This window comes from Pseudidiomarina planktonica (assembly GCF_900177775.1).
GTDB lineage: Bacteria > Pseudomonadota > Gammaproteobacteria > Enterobacterales > Alteromonadaceae > Pseudidiomarina > Pseudidiomarina planktonica.
Genome location: NZ_FXWH01000001.1, coordinates 437,493 through 463,583, shown reverse-complemented (window position 1 = coordinate 463,583; position 26,091 = coordinate 437,493). Strand labels below are relative to the sequence as shown.

Annotated in this window: 28 protein-coding genes and 1 pseudogene; 12 read left to right on the top strand and 17 right to left on the bottom strand. The window is 49.5% G+C overall.

The genetic code is table 11. The features are described 5' to 3' along the window. Positions 1-20 precede the first annotated feature (20 nt). From murA to CCE91_RS02120, 8 genes are all read right to left on the bottom strand, one after another. Complete coding sequence (gene murA, locus CCE91_RS02155) at positions 21-1,307, bottom strand: UDP-N-acetylglucosamine 1-carboxyvinyltransferase (RefSeq protein ID WP_086433615.1); 1,287 nt, start codon at positions 1,305-1,307, stop codon at positions 21-23. Positions 1,308-1,317: 10 nt separating this feature from the next. After that, a complete protein-coding gene (locus CCE91_RS02150) occupies positions 1,318-1,575 on the bottom strand; it encodes a BolA family protein (RefSeq protein ID WP_086433614.1) in 258 nt (85 codons plus the stop codon). 32 nt (positions 1,576-1,607) lie between these two features. Then, complete coding sequence (locus CCE91_RS02145; protein ID WP_086433613.1) at positions 1,608-1,901, bottom strand: STAS domain-containing protein; 294 nt, start codon at positions 1,899-1,901, stop codon at positions 1,608-1,610. Beyond that, the gene (locus CCE91_RS02140; protein ID WP_086433612.1) at positions 1,898-2,569 is read right to left on the bottom strand and encodes an MlaC/ttg2D family ABC transporter substrate-binding protein; all 672 of its coding nucleotides are present in this window, start codon (positions 2,567-2,569) and stop codon (positions 1,898-1,900) included. The genes CCE91_RS02145 and CCE91_RS02140 overlap by 4 nt, the downstream gene beginning before the upstream one ends. Before the next feature lie 9 nt (positions 2,570-2,578). Further along, on the bottom strand, positions 2,579-3,046 hold the full coding sequence (mlaD, locus tag CCE91_RS02135) for an outer membrane lipid asymmetry maintenance protein MlaD (RefSeq protein ID WP_086433611.1): 468 nt from the start codon (positions 3,044-3,046) through the stop codon (positions 2,579-2,581). Between the two features lie 18 nt (positions 3,047-3,064). Next, a complete protein-coding gene (gene mlaE, locus CCE91_RS02130; protein WP_086433610.1) occupies positions 3,065-3,841 on the bottom strand; it encodes a lipid asymmetry maintenance ABC transporter permease subunit MlaE in 777 nt (258 codons plus the stop codon). After that, positions 3,838-4,638 carry a phospholipid ABC transporter ATP-binding protein MlaF gene (gene mlaF, locus CCE91_RS02125; protein WP_086433609.1) on the bottom strand — a complete coding sequence of 267 codons (801 nt, stop codon included), beginning with the start codon at positions 4,636-4,638 and terminating at the stop codon, positions 3,838-3,840. The genes mlaE and mlaF overlap by 4 nt, the downstream gene beginning before the upstream one ends. Before the next feature lie 142 nt (positions 4,639-4,780). Then, the gene (locus CCE91_RS02120) at positions 4,781-5,413 is read right to left on the bottom strand and encodes a TetR/AcrR family transcriptional regulator (protein WP_234996238.1); all 633 of its coding nucleotides are present in this window, start codon (positions 5,411-5,413) and stop codon (positions 4,781-4,783) included. A 172-nt stretch (positions 5,414-5,585) separates the two neighbouring features. On the opposite strand from CCE91_RS02120, the gene CCE91_RS02115 reads away from it, so the two are divergent. The 11 genes from CCE91_RS02115 (at position 5,586) to mgtE (ending at position 13,899) form a co-directional block, all read left to right on the top strand. Then, positions 5,586-6,563 carry a KpsF/GutQ family sugar-phosphate isomerase gene (locus CCE91_RS02115; protein ID WP_086433608.1) on the top strand — a complete coding sequence of 326 codons (978 nt, stop codon included), beginning with the start codon at positions 5,586-5,588 and terminating at the stop codon, positions 6,561-6,563. Further along, the gene (gene kdsC / locus CCE91_RS02110; protein ID WP_086433607.1) at positions 6,563-7,135 is read left to right on the top strand and encodes a 3-deoxy-manno-octulosonate-8-phosphatase KdsC; all 573 of its coding nucleotides are present in this window, start codon (positions 6,563-6,565) and stop codon (positions 7,133-7,135) included. Before CCE91_RS02115 ends, kdsC begins: the two co-directional genes overlap by 1 nt. Then, complete coding sequence (lptC, locus tag CCE91_RS02105) at positions 7,132-7,695, top strand: LPS export ABC transporter periplasmic protein LptC (protein WP_086433606.1); 564 nt, start codon at positions 7,132-7,134, stop codon at positions 7,693-7,695. Before kdsC ends, lptC begins: the two co-directional genes overlap by 4 nt. After that, positions 7,664-8,230: a lipopolysaccharide transport periplasmic protein LptA gene (lptA, locus tag CCE91_RS02100; RefSeq protein WP_086433605.1), complete on the top strand. Its 567-nt coding sequence runs from the start codon at positions 7,664-7,666 to the stop codon at positions 8,228-8,230. The genes lptC and lptA overlap by 32 nt, the downstream gene beginning before the upstream one ends. A 9-nt stretch (positions 8,231-8,239) precedes the next feature. Continuing rightward, entirely contained in the window at positions 8,240-8,965 is a 726-nt protein-coding gene (gene lptB, locus CCE91_RS02095) for an LPS export ABC transporter ATP-binding protein (RefSeq protein ID WP_086433604.1), read from the top strand. Positions 8,966-8,987: 22 nt separating this feature from the next. Continuing rightward, positions 8,988-10,550, top strand: coding sequence for an RNA polymerase factor sigma-54 (locus CCE91_RS02090; RefSeq protein WP_086434798.1), 1,563 nt, complete (start codon positions 8,988-8,990; stop codon positions 10,548-10,550). 48 nt (positions 10,551-10,598) lie between these two features. Beyond that, positions 10,599-10,886, top strand: coding sequence for a ribosome hibernation promoting factor (gene hpf / locus CCE91_RS02085; RefSeq protein WP_086433603.1), 288 nt, complete (start codon positions 10,599-10,601; stop codon positions 10,884-10,886). A gap of 3 nt (positions 10,887-10,889) precedes the next feature. Then, a complete protein-coding gene (ptsN, locus tag CCE91_RS02080; RefSeq protein WP_086433602.1) occupies positions 10,890-11,354 on the top strand; it encodes a PTS IIA-like nitrogen regulatory protein PtsN in 465 nt (154 codons plus the stop codon). Continuing rightward, positions 11,345-12,193, top strand: coding sequence for an RNase adapter RapZ (gene rapZ, locus CCE91_RS02075; RefSeq protein WP_086433601.1), 849 nt, complete (start codon positions 11,345-11,347; stop codon positions 12,191-12,193). Before ptsN ends, rapZ begins: the two co-directional genes overlap by 10 nt. Further along, a complete protein-coding gene (locus CCE91_RS02070) occupies positions 12,193-12,474 on the top strand; it encodes an HPr family phosphocarrier protein (RefSeq protein ID WP_086433600.1) in 282 nt (93 codons plus the stop codon). Before rapZ ends, CCE91_RS02070 begins: the two co-directional genes overlap by 1 nt. A gap of 63 nt (positions 12,475-12,537) precedes the next feature. Next, the gene (mgtE, locus tag CCE91_RS02065; protein WP_086433599.1) at positions 12,538-13,899 is read left to right on the top strand and encodes a magnesium transporter; all 1,362 of its coding nucleotides are present in this window, start codon (positions 12,538-12,540) and stop codon (positions 13,897-13,899) included. A gap of 104 nt (positions 13,900-14,003) precedes the next feature. Here mgtE and CCE91_RS02060 read toward each other — a convergent pair. Together CCE91_RS02060 and pmbA are read right to left on the bottom strand one after the other, a co-directional pair. Continuing rightward, positions 14,004-14,195 (bottom strand): annotated as a pseudogene (locus CCE91_RS02060) (PAS domain S-box protein); the annotation flags it as partial. A gap of 109 nt (positions 14,196-14,304) precedes the next feature. Next, the gene (gene pmbA / locus CCE91_RS02055; protein WP_086433597.1) at positions 14,305-15,651 is read right to left on the bottom strand and encodes a metalloprotease PmbA; all 1,347 of its coding nucleotides are present in this window, start codon (positions 15,649-15,651) and stop codon (positions 14,305-14,307) included. Between the two features lie 219 nt (positions 15,652-15,870). Between pmbA and yjgA the strand changes: the two genes are divergently transcribed. Beyond that, positions 15,871-16,395: a ribosome biogenesis factor YjgA gene (yjgA, locus tag CCE91_RS02050; protein WP_086433596.1), complete on the top strand. Its 525-nt coding sequence runs from the start codon at positions 15,871-15,873 to the stop codon at positions 16,393-16,395. A 48-nt stretch (positions 16,396-16,443) separates the two neighbouring features. On the opposite strand, the gene tldD is transcribed toward yjgA, so the two are convergent. The 7 genes from tldD to mreC are packed head-to-tail and all read right to left on the bottom strand — an operon-like array spanning position 16,444 to position 26,086. Then, complete coding sequence (gene tldD / locus CCE91_RS02045) at positions 16,444-17,901, bottom strand: metalloprotease TldD (RefSeq protein WP_086433595.1); 1,458 nt, start codon at positions 17,899-17,901, stop codon at positions 16,444-16,446. Continuing rightward, on the bottom strand, positions 17,885-18,745 hold the full coding sequence (locus CCE91_RS02040; RefSeq protein WP_234996237.1) for a carbon-nitrogen hydrolase family protein: 861 nt from the start codon (positions 18,743-18,745) through the stop codon (positions 17,885-17,887). Before CCE91_RS02040 ends, tldD begins: the two co-directional genes overlap by 17 nt. Continuing rightward, positions 18,742-22,644, bottom strand: coding sequence for a YhdP family protein (locus tag CCE91_RS02035; protein WP_086433594.1), 3,903 nt, complete (start codon positions 22,642-22,644; stop codon positions 18,742-18,744). The genes CCE91_RS02040 and CCE91_RS02035 overlap by 4 nt, the downstream gene beginning before the upstream one ends. Continuing rightward, positions 22,644-24,113: a ribonuclease G gene (gene rng / locus CCE91_RS02030; protein ID WP_086433593.1), complete on the bottom strand. Its 1,470-nt coding sequence runs from the start codon at positions 24,111-24,113 to the stop codon at positions 22,644-22,646. The genes CCE91_RS02035 and rng overlap by 1 nt, the downstream gene beginning before the upstream one ends. Beyond that, positions 24,110-24,697 carry a Maf family protein gene (locus CCE91_RS02025; protein ID WP_086433592.1) on the bottom strand — a complete coding sequence of 196 codons (588 nt, stop codon included), beginning with the start codon at positions 24,695-24,697 and terminating at the stop codon, positions 24,110-24,112. The genes rng and CCE91_RS02025 overlap by 4 nt, the downstream gene beginning before the upstream one ends. After that, complete coding sequence (gene mreD, locus CCE91_RS02020) at positions 24,694-25,179, bottom strand: rod shape-determining protein MreD (RefSeq protein WP_086433591.1); 486 nt, start codon at positions 25,177-25,179, stop codon at positions 24,694-24,696. Before mreD ends, CCE91_RS02025 begins: the two co-directional genes overlap by 4 nt. Then, positions 25,166-26,086, bottom strand: a complete 921-nt coding sequence (gene mreC, locus CCE91_RS02015) for a rod shape-determining protein MreC (RefSeq protein WP_086433590.1) — start codon at positions 26,084-26,086, stop codon at positions 25,166-25,168. Before mreC ends, mreD begins: the two co-directional genes overlap by 14 nt. Positions 26,087-26,091: the final 5 nt, after the last annotated feature.

Sequence of the window (26,091 nt, the reverse complement as noted above, 5' to 3'; positions counted from 1 at the left end):
GCCGACATTTGCTGCATTAATTAGCTATCACAGCCTTCGGGAACAATAGTACTTTGGGCGCGCTGAATATTCGCGCCTAATGCTTGCAGCTTTTTCTCAATAGACTCATAGCCACGGTCAATGTGATAGATTTGCTCAATCACAGTTTCACCTTCGGCAACCAAACCAGCAATAACCAAAGACGCTGAAGCGCGTAAGTCGGTACACATGACTTCAGCACCCGTGAGCCTGGTCACACCACGGCAAATTGCGGTATTACCTTCCAGTTCAATTTCAGCGCCCATACGACGTAACTCGGGCACGTGCATAAAGCGATTTTCAAAAATGGTTTCACGGATCCAGCCAGTGCCCTCGGCAATGGCGTTGAGCGCCGTAAATTGCGCCTGCATATCGGTTGGGAAAGCAGGATGCGGTGCGGTAACAATATTCACAGGTTTCACCCGACCGTTACTCTTTAACTGTATCCAGTCTTCACCACGGGTAACTTCGGCGCCAGCTTCACCCAACTTTTTAATCACCGCGTCCAGCATGCCTGGCGCCGTGTTCAAACATTTCACTTCACCACCGGTTGCTAATGCGGCAACCAGGAAAGTACCGGTTTCAATGCGATCCGGCTGTACCTGATAACTGCCGCCATGCAAGCGTTCAACGCCACGAATTTCTATGCAGTCGGTTCCAGCACCGCGAATCTCCGCGCCTAAGTGATTCAAGAAATTGGCTAAGTCGATAATTTCCGGCTCACGCGCAGCGTTCTCGATAATAGTCACGCCATCGGCCAAGGTAGCCGCCATCATCAGGTTCTCGGTGCCAGTAACACTAACCGTATCCATTAACAGCTGAGCACCTTTTAAGCGCCCTTCAACAGATGCTTTAATATAGCCGTTCTCGACCACGATATCAGCACCCATGCGGCGCAAACCTTCAATATGAAGATTCACCGGACGCGCACCAATAGCACAACCGCCAGGTAAAGAAACTTCGGCACGACCACACTTCGCCAGTAATGGGCCAAGCACTAACACCGATGCACGCATGGTTTTAACTAAGTCGTACGAAGCTTTGTGATCATGTAACCCGGTTGGGTCTATGGTGTAGCTGTTAGCTGAGTTCGCTGTATGGCTAATGCCTAAGCGATGCAGTAATTCCAGCGTGGTGGCAACATCATGCAAAGCCGGAACATTGCTAACGGTCACAGGTTCATTGGGTAAAATAGTTGCCATAAGAATAGGCAAGGCTGCGTTTTTAGCGCCTGATATAGTGACTTCGCCGCGCAGGGGATTGCCGCCACGAATAATTAACTTTTCCATGCCCACCACCTTAGCTCAGCATTTGTAATTTTTTCTCACGCTGCCACTGAGTGGGCGTATAGGCTTTTATCGACACGGCATGAATAGCGCCACTAGCAATATGTTCATTCAGTGGGCGGTAAACCAGTTGTTGTTGTTTAACCCGGGAAAGCCCTTCAAACGCTTCACCAACAACCGTGATAGTGGCGTGACTACCATCGGTTTTAACCAGCACTTCAGTCAAATCAAGTGCGTCCTTTAATAACTTTTCTATTTGCTCGGAATCCATGATCACAACTATTAATAGGCAGAATAAGTGTACTAGCTTAACGAAAGCAGCGACCCAACGCCACTCACAGCAGCAATATCTCGTAATTGTTGGTTCGCATTTTCAAATTTCAATGCGTCCTGGCTGCCATTTAAGCAGCGCTTTATTTCAATTAACAAGGCAACGCCAGCCGTGTCCACGTGCTCTAATCCGGCCAGATCAATCGTCAGTGAATCTTGTTGCAACCACTGCGAACGCTCCTGCCAAAATTGCGGAACCGTGTTTCGGGTTAGCTCGCCGCTAATACAGACCCGATTATTGTCTTGGAGTTCCCAGCTTAAGCTCATTGGCGAGCGCCTATTTGCTCTACTTCTTCAACGTCATCGCCCTGCTTAATTTCTTCGTTCGCTTTTTCGCGTAACAAATCGATAGTACCGTCAATACCACGTGAACGAATAACTGAAGCAATCTCGGCTTGCTTGCTGTCGAGTAAGCTAATGCCTTCCACGATTAAATCGTAAGCTTTCCACACGTCTTCGTTTTTATCAAAGCGCATGCGAAAATCCATGCGAATAGGCGGACGACCTTCTTCAGTTACGCGGGTGCGAACCACTGTCGCTGACTTCTTATCCGCTTCACCACGGGCTGGCTCAAACTCAACTTCATGCTTTTCTTCGTCATACTGTAAAAATGCACGCGCATAAGTAGCAATCAGATACTCGCGAAATACGCGATGGTATTCCTGACGTTGATCACGAGTGGTGTCTTTATAGTTACGCCCTAAAGTTTTGTTTGCCGCATACTGATAGTCCACATAAGGCATCATTTCGTCACGCACGATTTCACGTAAGTAATCCAGATCTTCGTCAATCTTGCTGCGCTCATTCCCAATACGATCAAAGGTTTTGTTCGCCACTTGCTGCAGCAAATCGTGCGGATCGTCTGACTTGATCATTTCGGCTGATACCGAAATGGACATAAATACACCAACTGCCAATGCTAATAACTGTTTCATACTGCCTCCTTAGCCTTCGCCTTGGCTAAATAAAAACTGTCCAATTAACTCTTCCAGCACAATGGCTGATTTGGTGTCAGTGATATAATCGCCATCTTCCAGCATACCCATTGAATCATCGATAAAGCCTGGCTGCAGACCAACATACTGCTCACCAAGTAAACCTGAGGTCAGAATGGATACTGAACTGGTTTCTGAAAAATCGTCATAGTCTTTATTAATCGTAAACTCGACTAATGGTTCATAATATTCACCGTCTAAGGTGATACTGGTAACCCGACCTACTACTACGCCACCCACTTTCACTGGTGAACGTACTTTTAACCCGCCAATATTGTCGAACTTGGCATACAGCTGATAGGTTTCTTCACCGGTACTAACGCTACTGCTGGCAGCACGAAGCCCCAGGAACAGCAAAGCTGCAAAACCCAAAACAACAAAAATACCGACGCTTAACTGTGTTTTTCTTGATTCCATAATCGCCTGCCTAAGTGATTAACCGAACATTAATGCGGTTAAAACAAAATCCAATCCCAATACTGCTAAAGACGCAGTAACCACTGTCGAAGTTGTCGCGCTGCTAATACCCGCGGAAGTTGGTGTGCAGTTATAACCCTTGTAGAGCGCTATCCAGGTCACTACAAATGCGAACACCAGACTTTTAATAATTCCGTTCAAAATATCGTCGTACCAATCTACGCTTGACTGCATGACTGACCAAAAGGCGCCATCGTCTACGCCCAGCCATTGCACGCCAACCAGGAAGCCGCCGTAAATACCAACTGCAGAGAAAATCAGAGCCAGTATTGGCATACTCACGAAGCCGGCCCAGAAACGCGGTGCAATTACCCGACGCAATGGGTCTATCGCCATCATTTCTAAACTAGAAAGCTGTTCAGTTGCTTTCATTAAGCCAATTTCGGCGGTTAGTGCGGAGCCAGCACGGCCGGCAAATAACAACCCGGTAACTACCGGACCTAATTCACGCAATAAAGATAGCGCTACCATAGGGCCCAAACTTTGCTCGGCGCCATAGTCAATCAAAATGGTGTAGCCTTGTAATGCCAACACCATGCCGATGAAGAGACCACTGACAATAATAATAAGTAGTGACAACACGCCCACTACATACATTTGCTGAATAAATAGCGGCCATGATTTAGCCGGCTGAGGTTTACCAGCCAGCGCGCCAAATAACATCAACAGCGACTTACCTGCACCGGCAATAGTATCTAGGGTGTAGCGCCCAATATTGCGAATCATTTCAATCATTTCGAGCCCTCCAGCAGATCATCAAAGTAGTCATCTGCCTCATAATGGAAGGGCACCGGGCCATCGGCTTCGCCACGCATGAACTGCTTCACAATGCCTGAAGCATTTTCGTCGAGCTCTTTCGGAGTGCCTTTAGCGACCACTTTTTTGTTCGCAATAATGTAAGCGTAGTCGGCTATCGACATCACTTCTTTCACATCATGGCTAACAATAATGCTGGTAAGCCCCAGTGAACTACTTAGCTCACGAATCAGCTTCACAATAACGCCCATGGAAATGGGGTCTTGTCCGGCAAAAGGTTCGTCGTACATAATTAATTCTGGATCGAGCGCTATTGCGCGAGCCAACGCTGCTCGCCTGGCCATGCCGCCGGACAACTCGGCCGGGAATAAATCGCGGGCGCCGCGCAAACCAACCGCTTCCAGTTTCATCAGCACTATAGTGCGAATGATAGATTCCGGCAGCTTGCTGTGCTCGCGCAGTGGAAAGGCAACGTTGTCGAATACCGTCATGTCCGTAAACAGCGCGCCACTTTGAAATAGCATGCTAATGCGCTTACGAACCTGATATAGATCGGACCGGGACAAGGTTGGAATGTTGTGTCCGGCCACTTTAATGCTGCCCTGCTGCGGCCGTATCTGACCGCCAATCAAACGCAGTAACGTGGTTTTACCGATGCCACTTGGCCCCATTACGGCCACAATTTTTCCGCGCGGAACGGTTAACGAAAGGCCATCGTAAAGAAGCCGTTCACCGTGCGAAAATTTTACATCGTCAATTTCTACCAATGTTTCCACGTGTTGAAATCCCTTACTTAAAATTGCGCTGTTCCAAAGTATCGCTGCACTTACTATTCTACCTTAAACAGAGTGCAGGCTACGGCTGGAGTTCTGTAAAATTTGTGTCAAATAATGTATTTCTATACAAGCGCTTAGCCTGTTATTTTGCAGTTTGGCCAAGATCATCAACCAACCCCAGCAAAACTTCGGCAAAACGCTCGCGATCACAACAACCGTACTGACATAGACCCAGTTGTTCGAATAAACGCGCACCATGTACTGCAAATAATAGTAAACGAGCGCGTTCGCCGCCTAATTCTGACTCATCGAGTTCAGCAAATAACGCATCCGTTTGCTCGCGCAATGGCGCTAACAACTCCGGATTATTGGCAGCAGCGGCCAAAATTGCACTGTGCAATGCTGGCGCCTCTTCTTCACAACTCATAGCTGCCAGTAAAATGCTTTTTAAATTGGCGTCGCGGCTACCTTCCAAATCTTTTAAAAATTCTGTCCGGCGCACTTCTTTACGATCGACCAAACGCTGCAACATGGCCTGCACTAAGGCGTCTTTATTGGCAAAGTGATACAGCAAACCACCTTTACTGACTCCGGTTTGTTGCACCAAAGCATCAAAGGTTAAGCGCGCTGCACCTTGCTCTGCTACCAAAGCTTCAGCGGCATCCAGAACATGCTCACGCAAACTCGGGCGACCACATTTATCAGGCTGCTTGCTCGTTACCACGTTGTTGTCAGTTGTTGCCGAGGCCGATTTTGCCGAACTCACCATACTCATTTACTACCTTTTTTAAGCGCAAACGGTAATACGCTAGCTTTATTACTAAACCGTCTAGTTGGTATAGTAATATATTCGGGATATAGATCACAAGTGAATCCGCCTGTATTTCAGTTAGGTTTGACGTATTATTAGGCGTAGCAACAACGAACCAGCAGGTAACCAAGCATTCATGAGCACCTCGAAGCACAATTTTATTGACCTGGGACGCCAGGTACTGGATATCGAACAGGCCGCCATTGCAGGTTTGTACCCAGCGCTGGACGATCAATTCAGCAGTGCTTGTCAGTTGATGATGGATTGCGCTGGCAAGGTCATTGTTATTGGCATGGGTAAGTCCGGCCACATCGGCGGCAAAATAGCAGCAACCCTGGCATCTACCGGCACCCCGGCATTCTTTGTTCATCCCGGCGAGGCCAGCCACGGCGATTTGGGCATGGTTTCGGCCAATGATGTGGTGTTAGCCATTTCCAATTCAGGCGAGACGGCAGAACTGCTGGGCCTGATTCCGGTGCTAAAGCGTTTAGGTGTGCAGCTTATTGCCTTAACCGGTAAACCAGAGTCAACGTTGGCGAAGCTTGCCGACGTGCATATTTCTATTGCGGTAGAACAAGAAGCTTGCCCGCTAGGTTTGGCCCCAACCGCCTCTACTACCGCCACGCTGGTAATGGGCGATGCCTTAGCAGTAGCCCTACTGAATGCGCGTGGCTTTTCGGCAGATGACTTTGCGCTGTCCCATCCCGGTGGTAGTTTAGGCAAACGCCTGTTACTGCGGCTGGAAGATTTAATGCATAGCGGCGAGCGAGTGCCGCGAGTGCATACCGAAGCCACTATCAGTGAAGCCTTGTTAGAAATGTCGCGCAAAGGCTTAGGCATGACCGCCGTGGTTAATGGCGACAATCAGTTACAGGGAATTTTCACCGACGGTGACTTACGCCGAATTTTGGATCATCGCGTGGATATTCATCAAACCGCCATAGCTGAAGTGATGACGCGCAAGCCGGTTACCGCCAACACCAATATGCTGGCTGCGCAGGCGCTGAAAATAATGGAAGATAAGAAAATTAACGGCTTGTTTGTAATGGATGAGCAGCACCGCCCTATCGGTGCGTTAAACATGCATGACCTTTTACGGGCAGGAGTGTTGTAATGACAGCAAGCATTGTCGCCAATAGCGTCAGCACCTGGTACGGCGAAGTTGCCACCGAAGTGCTGGAGCGCGCCAGCGCGGTCAAATTATTGATTTGCGATGTCGACGGCGTGTTTTCCGATGGCCGCATTTACCTTGGCAACGACGGTGAAGAATTCAAAGCCTTTCACACGCGCGACGGTTTTGGCGTAAAAGCCTTGCTGAAGCACGGCGTAAAAGTTGCCGTTATTACCGGCCGCAAGTCGCGCATTGTCGAACAGCGCATGAGTGGGCTTGGAGTAACCGATATTATTCAGGGGTGCGAAGAAAAACTTAGTGCCTATCAGGAATTAGCACAGAAGTATGAACTAACGGACGCTGACATCGCCTGTATTGGTGATGATATTCCCGATGTAGCCATGATTCAGCAGGCCGGATTTGGGGTTGCGGTATTTGATGCCCACCCTTGGGTGCAGCAGCAAGCTAGCTACACCACTACCCGCAGTGGCGGTTTTGGTGCCGTACGTGAGCTTGCTGACCTGATTTTGTTAGCCCAGGGTGGGCTAATGTTGCAAGGTGGAGTGAGCCTGTGAAACGGCGGGTCTGGCTAATTCTAATCGTGCTGTTCGGCGCTGGTGCACTATTAATGTGGCGCCCATTTATTGACCGCGATGAACAGTTGCGGCCTGAGCGCGATGTGGCCGTAAAACCTGACTTCACAGCACAAGGCCTGATTACCCAGGTTTTCAATGAAAACGGACAGTTAGCTCATCGCATTAATTCAACCGAAATGGCCCATTTTAGCCAACTGGGCTTAACCGAACTTACTACGCCGGTTTATATCGTGTACCCCGACGAGCAAGGAGCTACCTGGGAAGTGCGTGCAGAGCACGGGTCTTTTTACGATGACCAAACCTTGGTTTTGGAAAAAAATGTCACCATTACAAGTCTTACTGGTGACGATTATATTGAACAAATCACCACCTCTTATTTGGTGGTGAATATGGTGAGTGAAACCATGACCACCGAACAGCCGGTAACAATTAAAGGAACCAACTTTATTGTTCGGGGTAATGGTATGATTGCCGACTTATACGCAGAAAAACTGGAACTCTATCGACATGTTGAAACAATTTATAATCGGCGTGACTAGTATCGCCGCACTAACGCTGGGTTTGGCTGTGCCAACGCTGGCGCAGGGCCAGGACGACTTTAGCCAGCCCATTAAGATTAATGCCGATGACGAGTCCTTTGACATTAAACAGAATCTGGCTATTTTCACCAACAATGTGGTGATTCAGCAAGGCACCTTGCGTATTGAAGCTGATAAGCTCGTAGCGGAGCGCGACCGTGAGCGTCAGGTTGAAGTTTTTGTGGCCACCGGAGCGCCAGCAACTTATCAGCAAAAGCTGGAAGACGGCTCATTGATTCAGGCTCAGGCCAACGAAATTCGCTATGATCAGCTTAACCAAATTCTGACTTTGACCGGCAATGCTGAAGTCAATCAGAATGACAGTTTGGTACGCGGCGGTGTGTTACGCTACGACTTTAACGCACAGGTGCTGACCTCAGAGCGTGGCGAAGATGACAACGAACAAGTCGAAACTATTATTATGCCGCGCAACACTGAGCGCGAAGGCGGCAATGGCAACAACCAACCACCTGCAGATAATACTTCCAACCCATAGGATTCACTGATGGCAACATTAATTGCTGAACATTTAGCTAAGTCCTATAAAAACCGTCGCGTAGTGCGTGACGTGAGCCTGCGGGTAGAAAGTGGTCAGGTAATTGGGCTACTGGGCCCAAACGGCGCCGGTAAAACAACGACCTTTTATATGATTGTTGGTTTGGTAAGCAACGACGAGGGCAAGATACGTCTGGATGATGACGACATCACCTTACTACCTATGCATGAGCGCGCCCGCCGCGGCATAGGTTATTTGCCACAAGAATCGTCAATTTTTCGCAAGTTGACTGTGCGCGATAACATTATGGCTATTTTAGAAACCCGCAAAGAGCTGGATTCCGGCCAGCGCGAGGAAAAACTCGATAATTTGTTGGAAGAGTTTCATATTAGCCATATCGCCAATAGTTTGGGCATGAGCTTGTCCGGTGGTGAACGTCGTCGGGTAGAAATTGCCCGGGCATTAGCCGCTGAACCACAATTTATTTTGCTGGACGAACCCTTCGCAGGGGTTGACCCTATTTCTGTAATTGATATAAAGAAAATTATTGAGCATTTACGCCAACGTGGTATCGGCGTACTCATTACTGACCACAACGTGCGCGAAACGCTCTCAGTATGTGAGCATGCCTACATCGTTAGCCACGGTGAACTTATTGCCAGCGGCGACGCCAATAGCGTGCTTAATAACCAGCAAGTAAAAGATGTATATTTGGGCGACCAATTTACGCTGTAACTAACGCAAAGAGCGCATGCCGATGAAGCAAAGTCTGCAACTTAAAATGGGCCAGCAGCTGACGATGACTCCTCAGCTCCAGCAGGCTATTCGGTTGCTGCAGCTTTCCTCACTGGATTTACAGCAGGAAATTCAGGAAGCATTGGAGAACAATCCGCTGCTTGAGTTAGAGGCTGCTGAAGAAAGCTTTGGTGATAATTCCGGCGAACACTCCAATGACAGCTCGGCTGACTCCAACGATAGCCATACAACCTCAGCAAGCGCTAGCAATGGCGACGATGCTGGCGTTAATGACCAACTGGCCAGTGGCAGCGACGACAGTCAGTTAGAGTCATCTGACGCCATGGCGAAAGATCAACTACCCGATGATTTGCCGACCGATTCCACCTGGGATGATACTTACTCCGCCGGCAGCAGCAGTGCCTCCTCCGGCGGCGGCAGTTTTGGTGACGACGACGAAATGTCGTACCAGGGCGAAACCAGCGAATCCCTGCAAGATTACCTACTGTGGCAAATGCGCCTGTCCCACTTTAGTGAAGAAGATGAGCTCATTGCCACCGCTATCATTGAAGCTATTGATGAAGCTGGCTATCTGACGGTGCCCCTGGAAGATATTCTGGACAGCGTGAGTGCCACCATAGATACCCAGGCCGAAGATATCGGCATGGAAGAAGTTTGCATGGTATTAAAGCGGGTGCAGCAGTTTGACCCCTTAGGCGTGGCCGCGCGCAGTGTGGCCGAATGTTTGGATCTGCAGTTAAAAGCGCTGCCGGCAGACACCCCCTGGGTCAGTCAGGCCCGACTGACAGTGTCAGAGCACATGAACTTATTAGCCAGTCGCGATTACCGTACGCTGGCGCGCAAGTTAAAAATTCAGGAAGGTCAGTTGCGTGAAGTACTGCGACTTATTCATGGCCTGCACCCGCGACCAGGCGATACAGTAATCCAGCAAAGTGCCGAATACGTAATACCTGATGTTACTGTGGTGAAAAAAAATGGTCGTTGGATAGTTGAGCTAAATCCGGAAAGTGTGCCTAAACTTAGAGTAAACGAAGAATACGCGGCAATGAGCCGGCACGCTAAAAATCCCGAAGACGGACAGTACATTCGTCACCATACACAAGAAGCGCGCTGGTTTATTAAAAGTCTGGAGAGCCGCAACGAAACGCTGCTAAAAGTTTCTAATTGCATAGTGCATCGCCAGCAAGCGTTCTTCGAATATGGCGAAGAAGCCATGAAGCCAATGGTGCTGAATGACGTTGCTGAGGCAGTAGATATGCATGAGTCGACAATCTCCCGGGTAACCACGCAAAAATTTATGCACACCCCGCGCGGCGTGTTCGAATTAAAATATTTCTTTTCCAGCCACGTTAGCACCGAAAACGGTGGTGAGTGCTCCTCCACGGCCATTCGTGCGTTTATTAAAAAGTTAGTTAGTGCCGAGAATGCGAAGAAACCGCTCAGCGATAGTAAAATTGCTGAACTCATGGCGGCACAAGGCATCCAAGTAGCAAGGCGAACCATTGCTAAATACCGGGAGTCTTTAAACATCCCCGCTTCGAGCCAGCGTAAAAGCTTACTTTAGCCGTTTGAACAAACACACATGTACATTGGGCAATAGAAGGAAGATGCTATGCAAATTAATTTGACGGGTCATCACATCGACATCACTGATGCATTGCGAGACTATGTAGATACTAAATTTGGAAAGCTGGAGCGACATTTCGAGCAAATTACCAACGTTCATGTGATATTGAATGTTGAAAAACTCAACCAAAAAGCGGAAGCTACGGTACACCTGAATGGCGGTGAAATTTTTGCCGACTCAGAACACCAAGATATGTACGCAGCAATTGACGGTTTAATTGCCAAACTTGACCGTCAGGTCATTAAACACAAAGAAAAGATGAAACGTCACTAACTTATGGATTTAACTTCTCTGTTAAGCCCGGACTGCACACGTTGTGCAGTATCGGGCGCAAGTAAAAAGAAAGTACTGGAAACCATCAGCCAACTGGCAGCACCGCGCTTGTCAGGTACCACCCGCCATGATGTGTTTGAAAGCCTGCTGAATCGTGAACGCTTAGGAAGTACCGGTATCGGACTGGGCATAGCGATTCCACATGGGCGCCTACCCAGTGCTTCGCAGCCGGTGGCCGTGTTATTAACACTAACCGACCCGGTTGATTTTGATGCGATTGATAATCAGCCAGTAGATATTGTGTTTGCCTTATTAGTGCCGGAAGATCAGCACGAGGCGCATTTAAATACGCTCGCTAATATTGCCAAACGCATGAATGATAAGGACTGCACCAGAGCCTTACGTGAAGCCAGCTCTGATGAGCAGTTATTCGATCTTTTCACTACCGATGACAAGCCATGCAATTAATAGTTGTTAGCGGTCGCTCCGGCTCCGGCAAAACTATTGCGCTACGAGTGCTGGAAGACTTAGGTTTTTATTGTGTTGATAACTTACCTATTACGCTGCTACCAACTTTGGTTCACGCAGTAATTGAACAATTTGACCGTATTGCCATAAGCATTGATGTACGCAATATTCCCGGTCGTTCTGACGAGTTGCTTGATGCACTCGACTTTCTGCCAAAAAAAGTAAAACCCGAAATACTCTTTATTGATTCCGACGAAGGCGTGCTGCTGAAACGCTTTGGTGAAACCAGACGTTTGCATCCCCTTTCTCAGCGCGAGTTGCCGCTGCCGGAAGCCTTAAAGCTTGAATACAAGCTACTGGAGCCGATTGCCGAACGTGCCACCTGGCGCATCGATAGCAGTAAATTGAGTGTGCACCAGTTAAGTGAACAAGTAACCGAGCGGGTACTGGGCAAAGCTGCCGCCCGCTTGATTGTGGTATTTCAATCGTTTGGTTTTAAGCACGGCGTACCGCCTGATGCTGATTACGTATTCGATGCCAGAATTCTGCCAAATCCACATTGGGAACCAGAGCTCAAACCATTGAATGGCCGCGATCAGCCGGTTCAGCACTTTTTTAGTCAGCAACCACTGGTCACTAAATTTATTTTTCAGGTTGAGACCTTTCTGGCAACCTGGCTACCGCACTTTCAACGCAGCAACCGCAGCTATTTAACTATTGCTATTGGCTGCACTGGTGGCCAACACCGTTCCGTTTATATTGCTGAACAGTTAGCTAGTCGTTTTTCCGACCAAACCTTTAAGGTACAAATTCGCCATCGCGAACTGGATGCACAATAGTGACTCAACAAGTGGTTCAAAAAAATCTGATTATTCGTAACAAGCTTGGTTTGCATGCTCGTGCTGCCACCAAGTTGGCGCAACTCACGCACCAGTTTGATGCCAAAATACGCATTAAACAGGGTACTCAGGAAGTAGATGCGTCCAGCGTTATGTGTCTGCTGCTGTTAGCCAGCGGTCAGGGCAAAGAGATTCAGGTAACCGCCGAAGGCTCACAAGCTGAAGAAGCCTTACAAGCGGTGTCAGATTTAATTGAAGCCCGCTTTGATGAAGATCAATGATTATCAGCTACTGACGTAACGAAAAAGTTACGGTAAACTCCTCATCTCTATAGGAGTTTTTCCATGCAAGCAGACGTCGCCGAAAAAGAAATTGCTGAACAACGCCTGCAAGAGGTCAATGACGCTCTTGCGCGTGGCATGTTCGTGCAAGCCCGTCGACAACTTCACAACCTACCCGCCTGGGACGTTGCGCTGCTGCTGGAGTCATCCCCACCGAAGGCTCGTGCCATTATTTGGCAGCTCGTTGATGCCGACGAGCACGGTGATATTCTTGAAGAGCTAAACGAAGAAGTTCAAAAATCCATTATTCGTCAAATGGCGCCGGAAAAACTGGCAGCCGCGACCGAAGGCATGGATACCGATGATTTGGCCTACGTTCTGCGTGGCTTGCCCGATCCGGTCTATCAAGAAGTACTAAAATCAATGGACGAGCAAGATCGGCAACGTGCCGAAATGGCTCTGTCCTACGAAGAAGAATCCGCCGGCGGTATCATGAACACCGATACCATTACCCTGCGCCCCGACGTTAGCATTGATGTGGTACTGCGCTATTTACGCCTCAAAGGCGAGTTACCTGAAGCTACCGATAAGTTATACGTGGTGAACCGCGAAGATAAATTTATTGGTGAAATAGCTCTATCAAGGCTGCTTACGGTTGACCCTGCCGGTTTAGTAAAAGACGTAATGACCCCGGACGTACAGGGCATTCCGGTAGACATGGACGAAACCGAAGTCGCTAAGCTCTTCGAACGCCAGGACTGGGTATCGGCACCGGTAGTTGATGCCGACAACCGCTTGCTTGGTCGTATCACCATTGATGACGTGGTTGATATTATTCGCGAAGACGCGCAGCACTCCATGTTAAGCATGGCGGGTTTGGAAGACGATGAAGATACCTTCGCACCAGTACTAAAGAGTACTCGCCGCCGCACAGTTTGGTTGGCGGTAAACCTGGTTACGGCGTTGCTGGCTGCTTTCGTTAGCTCGCTGTTTGAAGATATTCTGGCGCAAATGGCCATTCTGGCAATATTGAACACCATAGTTCCGAGCATGGGTGGTATTGCCGGCAGCCAAACCTTAACGCTGGTGATTCGAGCCATGGCGCTGGGGCATATTACCTCCAGCAACACCCGCTGGCTAATTGGTAAAGAGCTGGCGATAGGTGCGTTAAACGGGGTTATTTGGGCAGTGTTAATAGCTGCCGTAGTAGCGCTGTGGAAGCAGGATTTGATGATTGGCTTTATCATTGCCTTCGCCATGATGGCGAACCTGCTGGCAGCGGGTCTGGCCGGTGTCACAGTGCCGCTGATTCTGAAGCGCTTTGACATTGATCCGGCACTGGCTGGCGGCGTTATCCTTACCACGGTTACTGACGTGGTGGGTATATTTGCCTTCCTTGGTACGGCAACCCTGATGTTATCTTAACGGCTCGACCGCGTTAGTCTTTCACCTTGAAAGTAGCGGTCAGGCCGGTGAAGCCTGCCACTTGTTCTTCAACCGAAGACATTTCCGAACTCATACGCTGCGCCCGCTTTAGGAATATCGGGATGGCGAACAATGTTGTGGTTTTTGCCGAGCAACTCAGCTTCACTGAAGCCGCTAATAGCCACAAAGTCTTCGTTCACGTAGGTAATAACGCCACGCTTGTCGGTAGTCGACACTAGCTGTTGCTGGGCGGAAACTTTTACTTCTTGATCAATAACCTGAGAATTACGACGCATGCGGACAACCAAACCTAAACCAATGCTGCAAACGCGAGAGCGTAGCAAGTTACCGCTACGCTTATATTGTTTTAGATCATAAAACGGTGTGTTCTTGTGCGTAGATTGGTTAGTGACCAGCCACCCGCATTTGTTCAATCAACATGGAACCTGTTAATACACCATGGCGGTGATCAACGTCATTGCCAATGGCAACAATATTTTTAAACATATCGCGCAAATTACCGGCGATGGTAATCTCCTCAACCGGGTAGGCAATTACGCCATTTTCTACCCAATAACCAGCGGCCCCGCGAGAATAGTCACCATTGACAATATTAACACCCTGGCCCATTAACTCGGTTACCAGCAGCCCGGTACCCATGGTTTGACATAGTTCCTGCAAGCTCTGGTTCTGATTGCTAACCCGCCAGTTGTGGATACCGCCAGCATGGCCGGTAGGAGTGGCGTTTAACTTGCGGGCGGTATAACTGGACATCAGATAAGTTTCCAGTACGCCCTTATCAACAATAGACTGCGTTTGCGTTCGCACACCTTCGGTATCAAAGGGGCTACTTGCCAGGCCGCCAACAAGGTGCGGTTGTTCATCAATTTTCAACCAGTCCGGGAATATTTGCTGGCCTTTCTGATTCAATAAAAAACTAGACTTGCGATACAAGTTACCGCCGCTAATGGCAGCCACCAAGTGGCCGAACAGCGAGTTGGCCACATCGGCACGAAAGATTACTGGCACTTGTGCCGTATTGATTTTACGTGCGCCAAGGCGCCCCAGAGTTTCCTCTACAGCTTCGTTAGCAACTTCCTGAGGGGTTGCCAGCTCATGCTGCTTGCGTGCTACTGAGTAGCTATAATCGCGCTGCATACGCTCGCCCTCTTTGCCTATCAAAGCGCAACTTAAGCTGTGGCGAGACTGCAAATAGCCACCGACAAAACCGTGGGTATTGCCGTACACCCGATAACCGCAATGACTGCTATATGCCGCGCCATCGGAATTCACAATTCGCTTGTCCGCCGCCAGGCCATGACGCTCACAATCAAGCGCCTGCTGCAGCGCAAATTCGGCGCTCTGGTCTGCCGGATGGCACAAATCTAAATCCGGATAGTCGTGCGCCATAAACTCAGCCGGGGCTAAACCAGCGCAGGGGTCTTCCGACGTAAAATTAGCTATTTCATTGGCTTTGGTTACTGCTTCGCGAATAGCTGCCGCACTTAAGTCGGTGGTGGATGCTGAACCTTTGTGATGCCCCCGGTACACCGTAATACCTAACGCACCATCTTGATTGAACTCAACCGTTTCTACCTCGCCCATGCGCGTACCTACCGAAATACCGCGGCTGCGGCTAATCGCGCATTCAGCCGAGCTGGCCCCGGCTTTTTTGGCTTGCTCCAAGGCATCAGCAACAGTTTCTTTTACGCCTTCAAGTTCAATCGAAAGTTCGTTTAACGATGGGGTCACAACAACTTCTCCACACTTATCTGGTGATCGTCCGGCTGTTCAGCTAGCACTTGGTTATGCAGCGAGCCATTGAATGTACTTAGCATATCATAATGACCATGCATAATTTCTGTCAGAATGCCGAATTCCTGTTAAAATGACGACTAGCACGAGCTTGATATCAGCTGCGCAGGAGCAGCGTTTCAATAGCTTTTACCGACATCCTGCAAGGTGACGTCTATGGCGGCCAATAAGCCCGAAGAATTTGATGAGTTCGATGCCACCGAACTGCCCCCGAGTAAATCGCAACTCAAACGCGAAATGTCGCAACTGCAAGCGCTGGGCGAACGCCTGGTTGCCATGCAACATGGTCAGTTAGAGCAACTGCCGATACCCGAGCCACTGCTTGATGCCGTGTATCTGGCCCAGCGTATTCGTAATACCCGTGAAGGCTACCGCCGCCAACTTCAGTACATTGGCAAACTTATGCGGGGCCTGGATACCGAAGAACTAGAGCAAGCATTACACGACATGGACCATCAAAGTGACGTGCAGAACGCATTTTTTCATCAATTGGAAAAACGTCGCGACGACATTCTGGCCGGTGGTGACGAAGCCATTCAAACTTTGGTAGAGGAATACCCGAGCGCCGATCGGCAACGTTTGCGTCAGCTGTATCGCCAGGCACAAAAACAGCAAGCTGAGAATAAGCCACCAGCTGCTGCACGCGAATTGTTTAAGTATTTGCGCGAGATTTGTTCATAGCTTTGTTTGTAACAAGTAGCGCGACGGCGCTACTTGTTATGCAACTCTCTATTCAGTGCCACCAACGGTAAGCGCGTCCAGTTTTAGAGTTGGCTGACCAACCCCTACCGGCAGACTCTGACCGTCTTTTCCGCAAACACCAATGCCAGTATCCAGCGCTAGGTCATTACCCACCATAGATACCTGACCCATAGCTTCAGGACCATTGCCTATTAAGGTTGCGCCCTTCAGCGGTGTGGTAATACGGCCGTTTTCAATCAAGTAGGCTTCAGACGCCGAGAACACGAATTTACCAGAGGTAATATCAACCTGACCGCCGGCAAACTGCGGCGCATAAATACCCTTTTTGACACTACTAATAATATCTTCCGGCGTTGATTCACCACCTAACATATAGGTGTTCGTCATGCGCGGCATTGGTAAGTGCGCGTATGATTCACGACGCCCGTTACCGGTTGCAGCAACCCCCATTAAGCGGGCATTCATTTTGTCCTGCATGTATCCGCGCAAACGACCTTTTTCAATCAGTACGTTATAAGCCCCTGGTGTGCCTTCATCGTCAATCGACAAAGACCCGCGTCGATTGGCTAAGGTGCCATCATCAACAATGGTACAAAGCTCGGATGCTACTTTTTCGCCCATACGATTGGCGTAAGCTGACGAGCCTTTGCGATTAAAGTCACCTTCTAACCCATGGCCAACGGCTTCATGCAGCAACACGCCCGGCCAACCAGCACCAAGTACCACCGGCATAGTGCCAGCCGGAGCCGGTTTGGCAACTAAGTTCACCAGTGCCTGACGAACCGCTTCGCGAGCGTACTCCTGCCAACGATAGTCGCCGCCCTTATCGCCCGGTTCAAGGAAGTAGCTGTACTGTACCCGACCGCCACCGCCAGCACTGCCGCGTTCGCGACGGCCGTCTTGTTCAGCCAGTACGGTACAATTCAGTCGCACCAGGGGACGAATGTCGGTAGCAAAAGTCCCATCGGTGGCCATTACTGCAATTTCATCGTAACTGCCGCTGATGCTGGCTATTACCTCAACCACGCGCGGATCTTGTTGGCGCGCAAAAGCGTCCATTTCCTGCAACAGCTTGATTTTCTCAGCGTCGGCCATTGTTTGAATGGGATTACTAAAGCTATAGCGCTCGTGAATAGTAGCAGTGGGCTTAACGGCGAAAGTCTGTTGCGCACCGGCTTTGGCAATTCCTCGCGCAGCATCTGCAGCCTGAGTTAATGCCTTAGCGCTAATCTCATCAGCATAGGCAAACCCAGTTTTGTCGCCGTGCAAAGCACGCACACCCAACCCGGACTCAATATGAAAGCTACCGTCTTTCACAATACCGTCTTCCAGCACCCAGGACTCATTGGCACTGGATTGCAGATACACATCGGCATAGTCAATTGGCTGACAGTACATTTGCTGCAAGCTTTGCTGCAGAATACTCTCGTCCAGTTGATTAGATTGGATTAGTCGTGCTACTACCTGCTCATGTTGAGCGCTCATACTTCACCTTAAATTGGTTGTGTGTTGCTACTGGTATCCGCTTGCGAATATCAGTTAACTGGCTGATATCGGCTGCTGCTGAAAGTACACCTGTGCCACTTTCCTGCTCAGCTAAAATGCGGCCCCAGCCATCCACTATGAGTGAATGTCCGAAGGTTTCCCGGCCATTGGCGTGCTCACCAACTTGCCCCGGCGCCACCATAAAACACTGCTGTTCAATAGCGCGAGAGCGTACCAGCTGATGCCAATGGGCGGCGCCAGTAACCTTAGTAAAGGCCGACGGCAATACCATGATATCGCAGCCTTGCTCCCGTAATACGCGAAACAGTTCTGGAAAGCGCACATCATAACACACCGCCAGCCCTAACCGACCAAACTCGGTATTGATGGTCACCACTTTGCTGCCCGGTTTGGTGTAGCGGGACTCATGATAGGTACCAGTGCTATCGGCTACTTCCACATCAAATAAATGAATTTTATCGTAACGACCAGCCAGTTCGCCAGCGCTGTTAAACACTAGACAAGCAGCGCTGAAGCGCTCGGCATTGTCGGTGTCTACTACCGGAATAGTACCCGCGACTAACCAGATTCCATGTTGCTTAGCCAAGGCTGCAAGCTGGTTTTGCAAAGGCCCGTCACCAAAGCGTTCAGCGCTCAGAAGTTGCTGCTTATCGCCGGCACCAAAACAACTGAAGGCTTCAGGTAACACTACTAATTGCGGCCGCTGTGGCGGGATGTTTTGCAATAACTCTGCAACCTGTTGCATATTTTTTTGTGGATCCGGACCGCTGGTCATTTGCAGCGCGGTTAATTGAACCGGTTTCGCTTTGCCTGATTGACTCATGGGCTTTCTCCTTCTGGTTGCTGTTGCGGGTTTTCCTGTTCAGCTTCAGGTTTAGGGAGTTCGACCTTGCGGCTATCCCGTAATACTTCATCCACCACCGGGTCATTAATAGTTCCGGTGACGCGATATTCCAACCTACTAATAACCTGAGCATCAAACAACATGCGATCGATTAGCAAGGCCGCTAAACCGGACGGCGGATTGATCATCCATGCCAAAATAACTGGCAGGCTGGAGGTAACCTTGGGCACGTAAACTAAACGGTAATCTACCTCGTCGTTGACCAGGTTGGTGGTGCCCTGCACCTCTAAATCGCCGGCGGAACCTAACAAGCGCGTGTCCGAGGTTGAAGCAACACCGTCATCAATAGCTAAAGTTCCACCAAAACGGGTGTAGAACATACCGTTGGAAAATACATCACGGAAATCTAGGGTTAATTTTCGCAGTAACCCTTCCAGACTTAGAATGGACAACAAGCGTGCACCGCCCTCATTAACATCGCGTAGGTAACCTTGCCCAAGCGTCCACTCTAAACGACCATCAAGGCTATCGGCATTCCACTCGTAAGGGCTACCCTGCCAACTTAAATCCGCATTAATAGACGCCGAGCTGTCCTGAATAACCGTGGTGATGTCATATTCACTCAGTAAAGCACCGAAATCGTCGCTACTCAGGCTGCCGTTCAGGAAAGTTTGATCCACTAACTCGCCATCAGCAGCAGGCTTACGCAACCAACGACCTTCCAGTTGCAACCTATTGCTACCACGATTCACCAGAACATTTTCAATCGCAATACCATCTTCAATTGGCGCAAACTCGGCACTAATACGCCCCAGATTGTGATCGCCGTATTGGCAGCGCTCGCAAATAAGCGAAATCGCCGGGAAATCGGTTAAGTCTATATCCGGTGTGGTAGCAACAGTCTCGCGCAAGGTCGCAACATCGGCTAGCTCCAGAAAACGCGCATTTACTTCAATGCGTTCCTCGGTCAACTGACGAGGTAGTCGAATTTCCATGGCGGTTTGATTGGCGTTCAGCTCAATTTGCCAGCCGTTTTCATTTGGAAATGCCTGAATCGATGCGTCGTCAAAGCGCTGCCCTGCCCAGGTTAACGCCGGGCTATTTACCTGAATCAGATCGGGCATATAACTGTTGCGCAGGTTATTTTCGCCAGCCTCTTCGCCATTACCGCTCAACTGGCTAATAAAACTAAACCAATGGCCAATATCAGCCTGCGACAAATTAGCACTCACAATGAACTGCGAAGGATTAGGGAGTACACGCATGTCCTGCGTCTGCCCAATATTAATGTAGCCGTGTTCAAGACGCCGATCGGCAGTTCCGACGGTAACTTCACCCTCGGCTAAAATATCTTCCCGGTTCTCGTCACGCGCTGCCAATAGGCGGCTGGTTAGCTGCAACTGATCTGCATTACCACTCACGTTCAACAGCCAGTGCCATGGCTCACCGAACTCTTTCGAAAAGGGAGCAGGTGAAGTCATTTCCAGGCCGGTTAAATCGGTACGCTGCTGCCACTGATATGTATAGTTGCCGTCGGCGGGCAAAGTTACCACTAAGTCGGCACGCCAATTCACAGCACCATAAGCGTACTCCTGCATTGGCGCTTCCGGCAGGTGGTCAAATAACGTGTCGGTTTGCCAGTCAGCGGTTACGGCAATGTCCACTGCATAGGGTTGGTCAGTAGGCTGCTCACCGGCCACATTCACTTGCAGCGGCAAACCATGCCATTGTAACGAAAGGTTATCAGCCGCCAGCACTTCATTGGCAAATCGCAACCGCCCATTCAGTTTTGTAAACGCTTGATCAACGGCTGTTACCCGAACCCGGTTGTCGACAAACTCAACATAGCCAGTAACCACAGCATCGGTGGCAGCTGATTCATTCAGGGGTACTATCAGCTGAAAAGCGCCGTTAATTTGATCCTGCAATTCTACCGCGGCTAGTGCAGTACCGACTGAATCAGCCAACGGGCTAGCATTAAACAGTGGTGCCGCGCCAACAGCATCACCTTCAACTTCAGCATCTATGGCCAGCACCGGATCGCCGGCCTGCATGTTTTCGATTACCGCAGTGGCTGATTGCACCTGCATACCTGCAATGTCGCCCTGAGAGCTTTGTATGCTTAGATCATCACCCACTACAGACAACAGTGCGTTCATGTTAGACAACGCAGGCCAGTTCGGTTGAAACTTAAAATCCAGGGCTTCTAACCAGGCATGCGCCTGAAATACACCCTCGGTTTCATGATAGGGGAAGGCGCCGGGCTCGCCACGCCAAATTAACAGTAAGTCCGCCACCTGTCCGGCTCGCACCGATTCATTCAGGTAACGTTTTAAATTGTCTCCCAGCACCGCTGGCAAATGGTCGCGCAGGGTTTGTACCTCAAAGGTTTCGTTGGCGGCCAGTTGCAGCTCAATCTGCGCCGCTTGGTTGGCCAACTGATACCAGTGAAAACTCGGTGCCAATTTCATGTCTGCTATCTGCACTTTGCTGGTATTTGCCAGATTCAGAGCAAAGCCTTGCGAGTGTTGCTGCCACTGCAACTGTAAAGCCAGCTCATCAACCTGCCAGCTCGTATCCGCAAGCACATCACTTTGAATCTGCACCTGCTGGCCGGTAATCTCAGCGTCTGCGGAGTTCAGAGTGCCATAGGCATTCACAGTGACATCTCGTACAGTGGGTAACTTTTGGTGGCCCTGCCAACCTATCTGGCTGGCTTTCAACAACCACTCCAGCCCGGGCTCTACCGCATAGGTGAGCCCCACATCAGCATAACCCTCAACCTGCATTGCCGTGAAATAGTCGCTGGAATCAGGCATCCCGATAAGCCCTGCCAACGGCACTATGTGTTGCAGAGGTAAGTTACTCATGCTGGCTTGATGCTGCCCGTCGCTATACTGCCATTGTAACGCTGGTAGTTCCCATTCCTGAGTATCGGCATAACTACTGAGCATGGTCATGGGGGTACTATTAATTAGCCATCCCGCTGCGGTCTGCTCTAATTTAACCAACCCCTGTTGCAACTCAAGTTGATACGACTCGTTCTGATTTTGCCAGGCCAACTGGTTATTTCGAAAACGCAGGGTACCCTCTTGTAATTGACCTTCGCCGAAATTAAGCCAGCCGGTAAAATTAAGCTCCGCATTGGTAATCTCACCCTCGCTCATGCGTTGCTGCAACCAAGGTGAAACATCAAATTCGCTGGCACTCACATACAACTGGCCAGCAAGCTCGCTAACGTCCTGCCCTTGTAAATCGACAATGAAATCGAGCCGGTTATTGGTAAATTCACTGATACGAAATTGACCGGTTCCCTGGTGGCGTGAACCCTGATTGCGCCATGACAGTTCATCAATCAACAAGGTTCGCCCCGGCTCATTACCGGTACGTAAATGTAATTGACTGCTGCGTAAGGAAAATCGTTCGAGTTGCTGCAAGAATAAGTCAGCTAGCACGTCAGTAACTGTGTCAGTTTCACTGCCGGCGGGAACCAGATTGCTGTCATAACGAATATCAGCATCGGCGATTAAAAACGCTGCTGCTGTCGGGCGCCATTCCCGAAGGGATGTCCAGAAATCGAGCGCCACAAACATACTGCCAATTTTGATATCTACGGCACTACCGCTGTCGCTATGCACTTGCACGCCGCGCAACACCAGTCGCGGTCCGCTGCTACCCCAGTCGGCACTTAACTCGGTAACCTCAACATCTAACTGATAGTTGCTTGCCAGCCACTGCTCCACTGGCTCGGTGACGTTTGGCAAATAGGGTAAAGACAACCGCAGTACCGTAAGTAGCACTGCAGCTAAAACCAGTAAGATGGCAATACTGAGCCATAACTTACGAATAATAAAACTGGCAACTCGCGTAACCGACACTACATCATCACCACGTCAAACTGCTCCTGATGATAGAGCGGCTCAGTTTTCACGTTTACTTGCTTACTAATAAATACCTCCAACTCTGCCAGCGCGTGTGATTCTTCGTTTAATAATACTTCGGCCACGGCGGCAGATGCATAAATCACAAACTTATCGGCAGCATAGGCCCGGTTTACCCGTACAATTTCCCGCATAATTTCATAGCACACAGTTTCGACTGTCTTCATGCTGCCGCGGCCATTACACACCGGGCATTCGGAGCACAGCACATGCTCCAGACTCTCGCGGGTGCGCTTGCGCGTCATTTCCACTAAGCCCAGTTGCGTAAAGCCGTTGTGGCCCGTTTTAGCGCGGTCTTTGGCTAAGGCATTATCCAGGCTCTGCAGTACGCGGCGTTTATGATCGGCGTCCTGCATATCAATAAAATCGATAATGATAATACCACCTAAATTGCGCAGCCGTAGTTGCCGGGCGATGGCCTGAGTAGCCTCAATGTTGGTATTGAAAATAGTGTCTTCCAGATTACGATGCCCCACGAAAGCACCGGTATTAATATCGATGGTGGTCATCGCCTCGGTTTGATCAATAATCAGATAACCGCCGGACTTCAATTCAACTTTGCGATCCAGTGCTCGTTGCACTTCATTTTCAACGTCGAATAAATCGAAAATGGGACGCTCACCCACGTAGTTCTCAACCAGGCTCGATAGTTCCGGAATAAACTCGTCAGTGAAAGATTTCAGCATTTCAAAAGTGATTTTAGAGTCAACCCGAATGCGTTCTATAGGTTCACCAACAAAATCGCGCAACACGCGACACGGGAGATTTAAATCTTCGTACAGTACACCTATTTTGCGTAAGTTCTTGCGCCGTTTTTGAATGGTTTGCCACAATCGTTGCAGAAACGCGGCGTCATTCTGTAGGTCTTTATCGGCGGCGCCTTCTGCGGCGGTGCGCACAATAAAACCGCTGCCGTCAGTACAGTATGGGGCCGCCAGCTCTTTCAGACGTTCCCGTTCAGCTTCGCCTTCAATGCGCTGGGAAACGCCCACATGGCTTGATTGCGGCATCAGCACTAAATAGCGCGAAGGGATGGTAATGTCCGTAGTCAGGCGAGCGCCTTTAGTGCCTAGTGGATCTTTTACCACTTGCACTATAATGTGCTGGCCAGCGCGAACCAGTTCGGCAATATCACGAACCGGCAATCGACTGGACTCAATTTCTTCCACTTGTTCAATATGGGTAACTATATCCGAGGCGTGCAAGAATGCAGCCTTATCAAGGCCGATATCAATAAAGGCTGCCTGCATTCCGGGCAGAACACGAGATACTTTGCCAACATAAATATTGCCAACCAGACCTCGCTTAGCCTGTCGTTCAATATGAATTTCCTGCAAAATACCATTTTCGATCAAGGCCACCCGGGCCTCGGTCGGCGTTACATTCATTAAAATTTCGGCGCTCACACAGTACTCCCGAAAGCTGATACCAGCCCAAAGCTGGTTAATAGTTGCTCCGTTTCATACAAGGGTAGTCCGACAACCGCAAAATAGCTGCCGTTAATAGTAGTCACGAAACGTCCGCCAATGCCTTGTATGCCATAGCCACCAGCTTTATCTGCAGGCTCACCGGTATGCCAGTACGCTTCCATTTCAGCCGTAGTTACAACTTTAAAACTTACCTTAGTAGAGACCCTGATTGTGCGGGTTTGTTCACCATTGGTAACGGCTACCGCCGTTAATACCTCATGGGTAGCACCGGACAACGCCTGGAACATACTCATAAAGTGCGCTTTATCACGGGGCTTTTCCAGCACCTGATTATTTAGCACTAACAGCGTATCAGAACCAATCACAACCGCAGGTGCAGAAAGTAACTGCAAACCCGCCTCAGCTTTTTCCCGGGCCAGCCTCTCAACGTAAGCGGGGGCAGACTCTGATGGTTGCTGCTGCTCAATAATATTAGGTTTTACTATCGAGAACTGATAGCCAAGCTGCGTCAACAAGTCGGCCCGGCGCGGCGAACCTGAGGCAAGCACAAGTGACTTCATGACACGCGAAAGTTACGTCTGACTTTACGCAGTAATAAAAACAGCCAGGGCCAAATAATGGCTGAAGTAATTACCGGCAACATGTAGCTAGCCATAAACTGTGCATCATTTAAAAAATGTTCAACCTGAAACACTATGGTGCGTTTCAGTAAAATAAGTATGGCTACAATCAGCGCTTGCTGACTTAAAGAAAAGTTACGAATTTTCTGGAAATGCCGCGAGGCGAAATACCCCATCACAATAAGACCGGTGGCATGAATACCGAAGGTTGAACCCAATAAAATATCGGACACCACCCCCAGCACCAGCGCCGTACCCATACTTACCCGATGCGGTAGAGCTATCATCCAGTACAGCAACACCAATGCCAGCCAATCTGGCCGAAACGGGTCTAATGCCGCAGGCATGGGCATCACCATTAACACCAAAGCTAATAAGTAAGTGACCAGTAAAGTGCCAAAGCCGCCTTTAATCATTCGCATTGTTGGCTTCCTCCGGCGAGTCATTGGTGTCAGTTTCAGCTTCGCTGTCGGCTTTTTCCGGCGCATCGTAAATTGGCTGTTCCAAGCTGTCATCAGGCCAAAGCAACAACACTGAACGCACTCTATCAAGTAACGCGAAAGGTCGGGCATGCACCACCGCAAATGGGAGTGATTCATCCCGAACTATGCTCTCAATAATAGCTACCGGGTAGCCCTCGGGGAAGGTATCACCAAGCCCTGAAGTAACCAGCATATCTTGTTCCTGCAACTCAGTACTGTGCGGAATAAACATCAATTCCAACCGTTGTAAGTCGCCAACACCCTGCGCCAGCACTCGAATGTCGTTACGCTCGGCGCGTAAGGGAATGGAATGACTTTGATCTGAAATTAATACCACCCGCGAAGTCGTGGTACTGACACTAATGATTTGCCCCACAATGCCGCGACTATCGAGCACCGGTTGGCCTTCGTACACCCCGTTAATGGTGCCTTTGTTAATCACTAGCTGATGACTGAATGGATCAGATGCTACCGCAACGACTTCAGCCACCATACGGCGACTTTCGTTGCGAACATCGGAATCAAGTAAGTTACGCAGCCGGGCATTTTCATTTTGCAAAAACTGAAAACGTTGCAGTCGCCCTTGCAAATGCAGCAACTGCTCGCGCATAGCTTCATTTTCGGCATTCAGGCTGGTTCGGGTTTGTAATGCTTTGGAGGCAGAGTCAAGCAGCTGTTCCGGCAGAATAGCCAGATACTGCACCGGACTAACAATAGAGCTAAGCAGCAACCGTACCGGCTGCATTGCATTGAGCCGGTGGTCAATAAACATCAGGCCGAACGTCACGGTGAGTGCCAATATCAGCCTGAATCTTAAGGAAGGACCACGTTCGAAGAGCGATTTCATTCGCT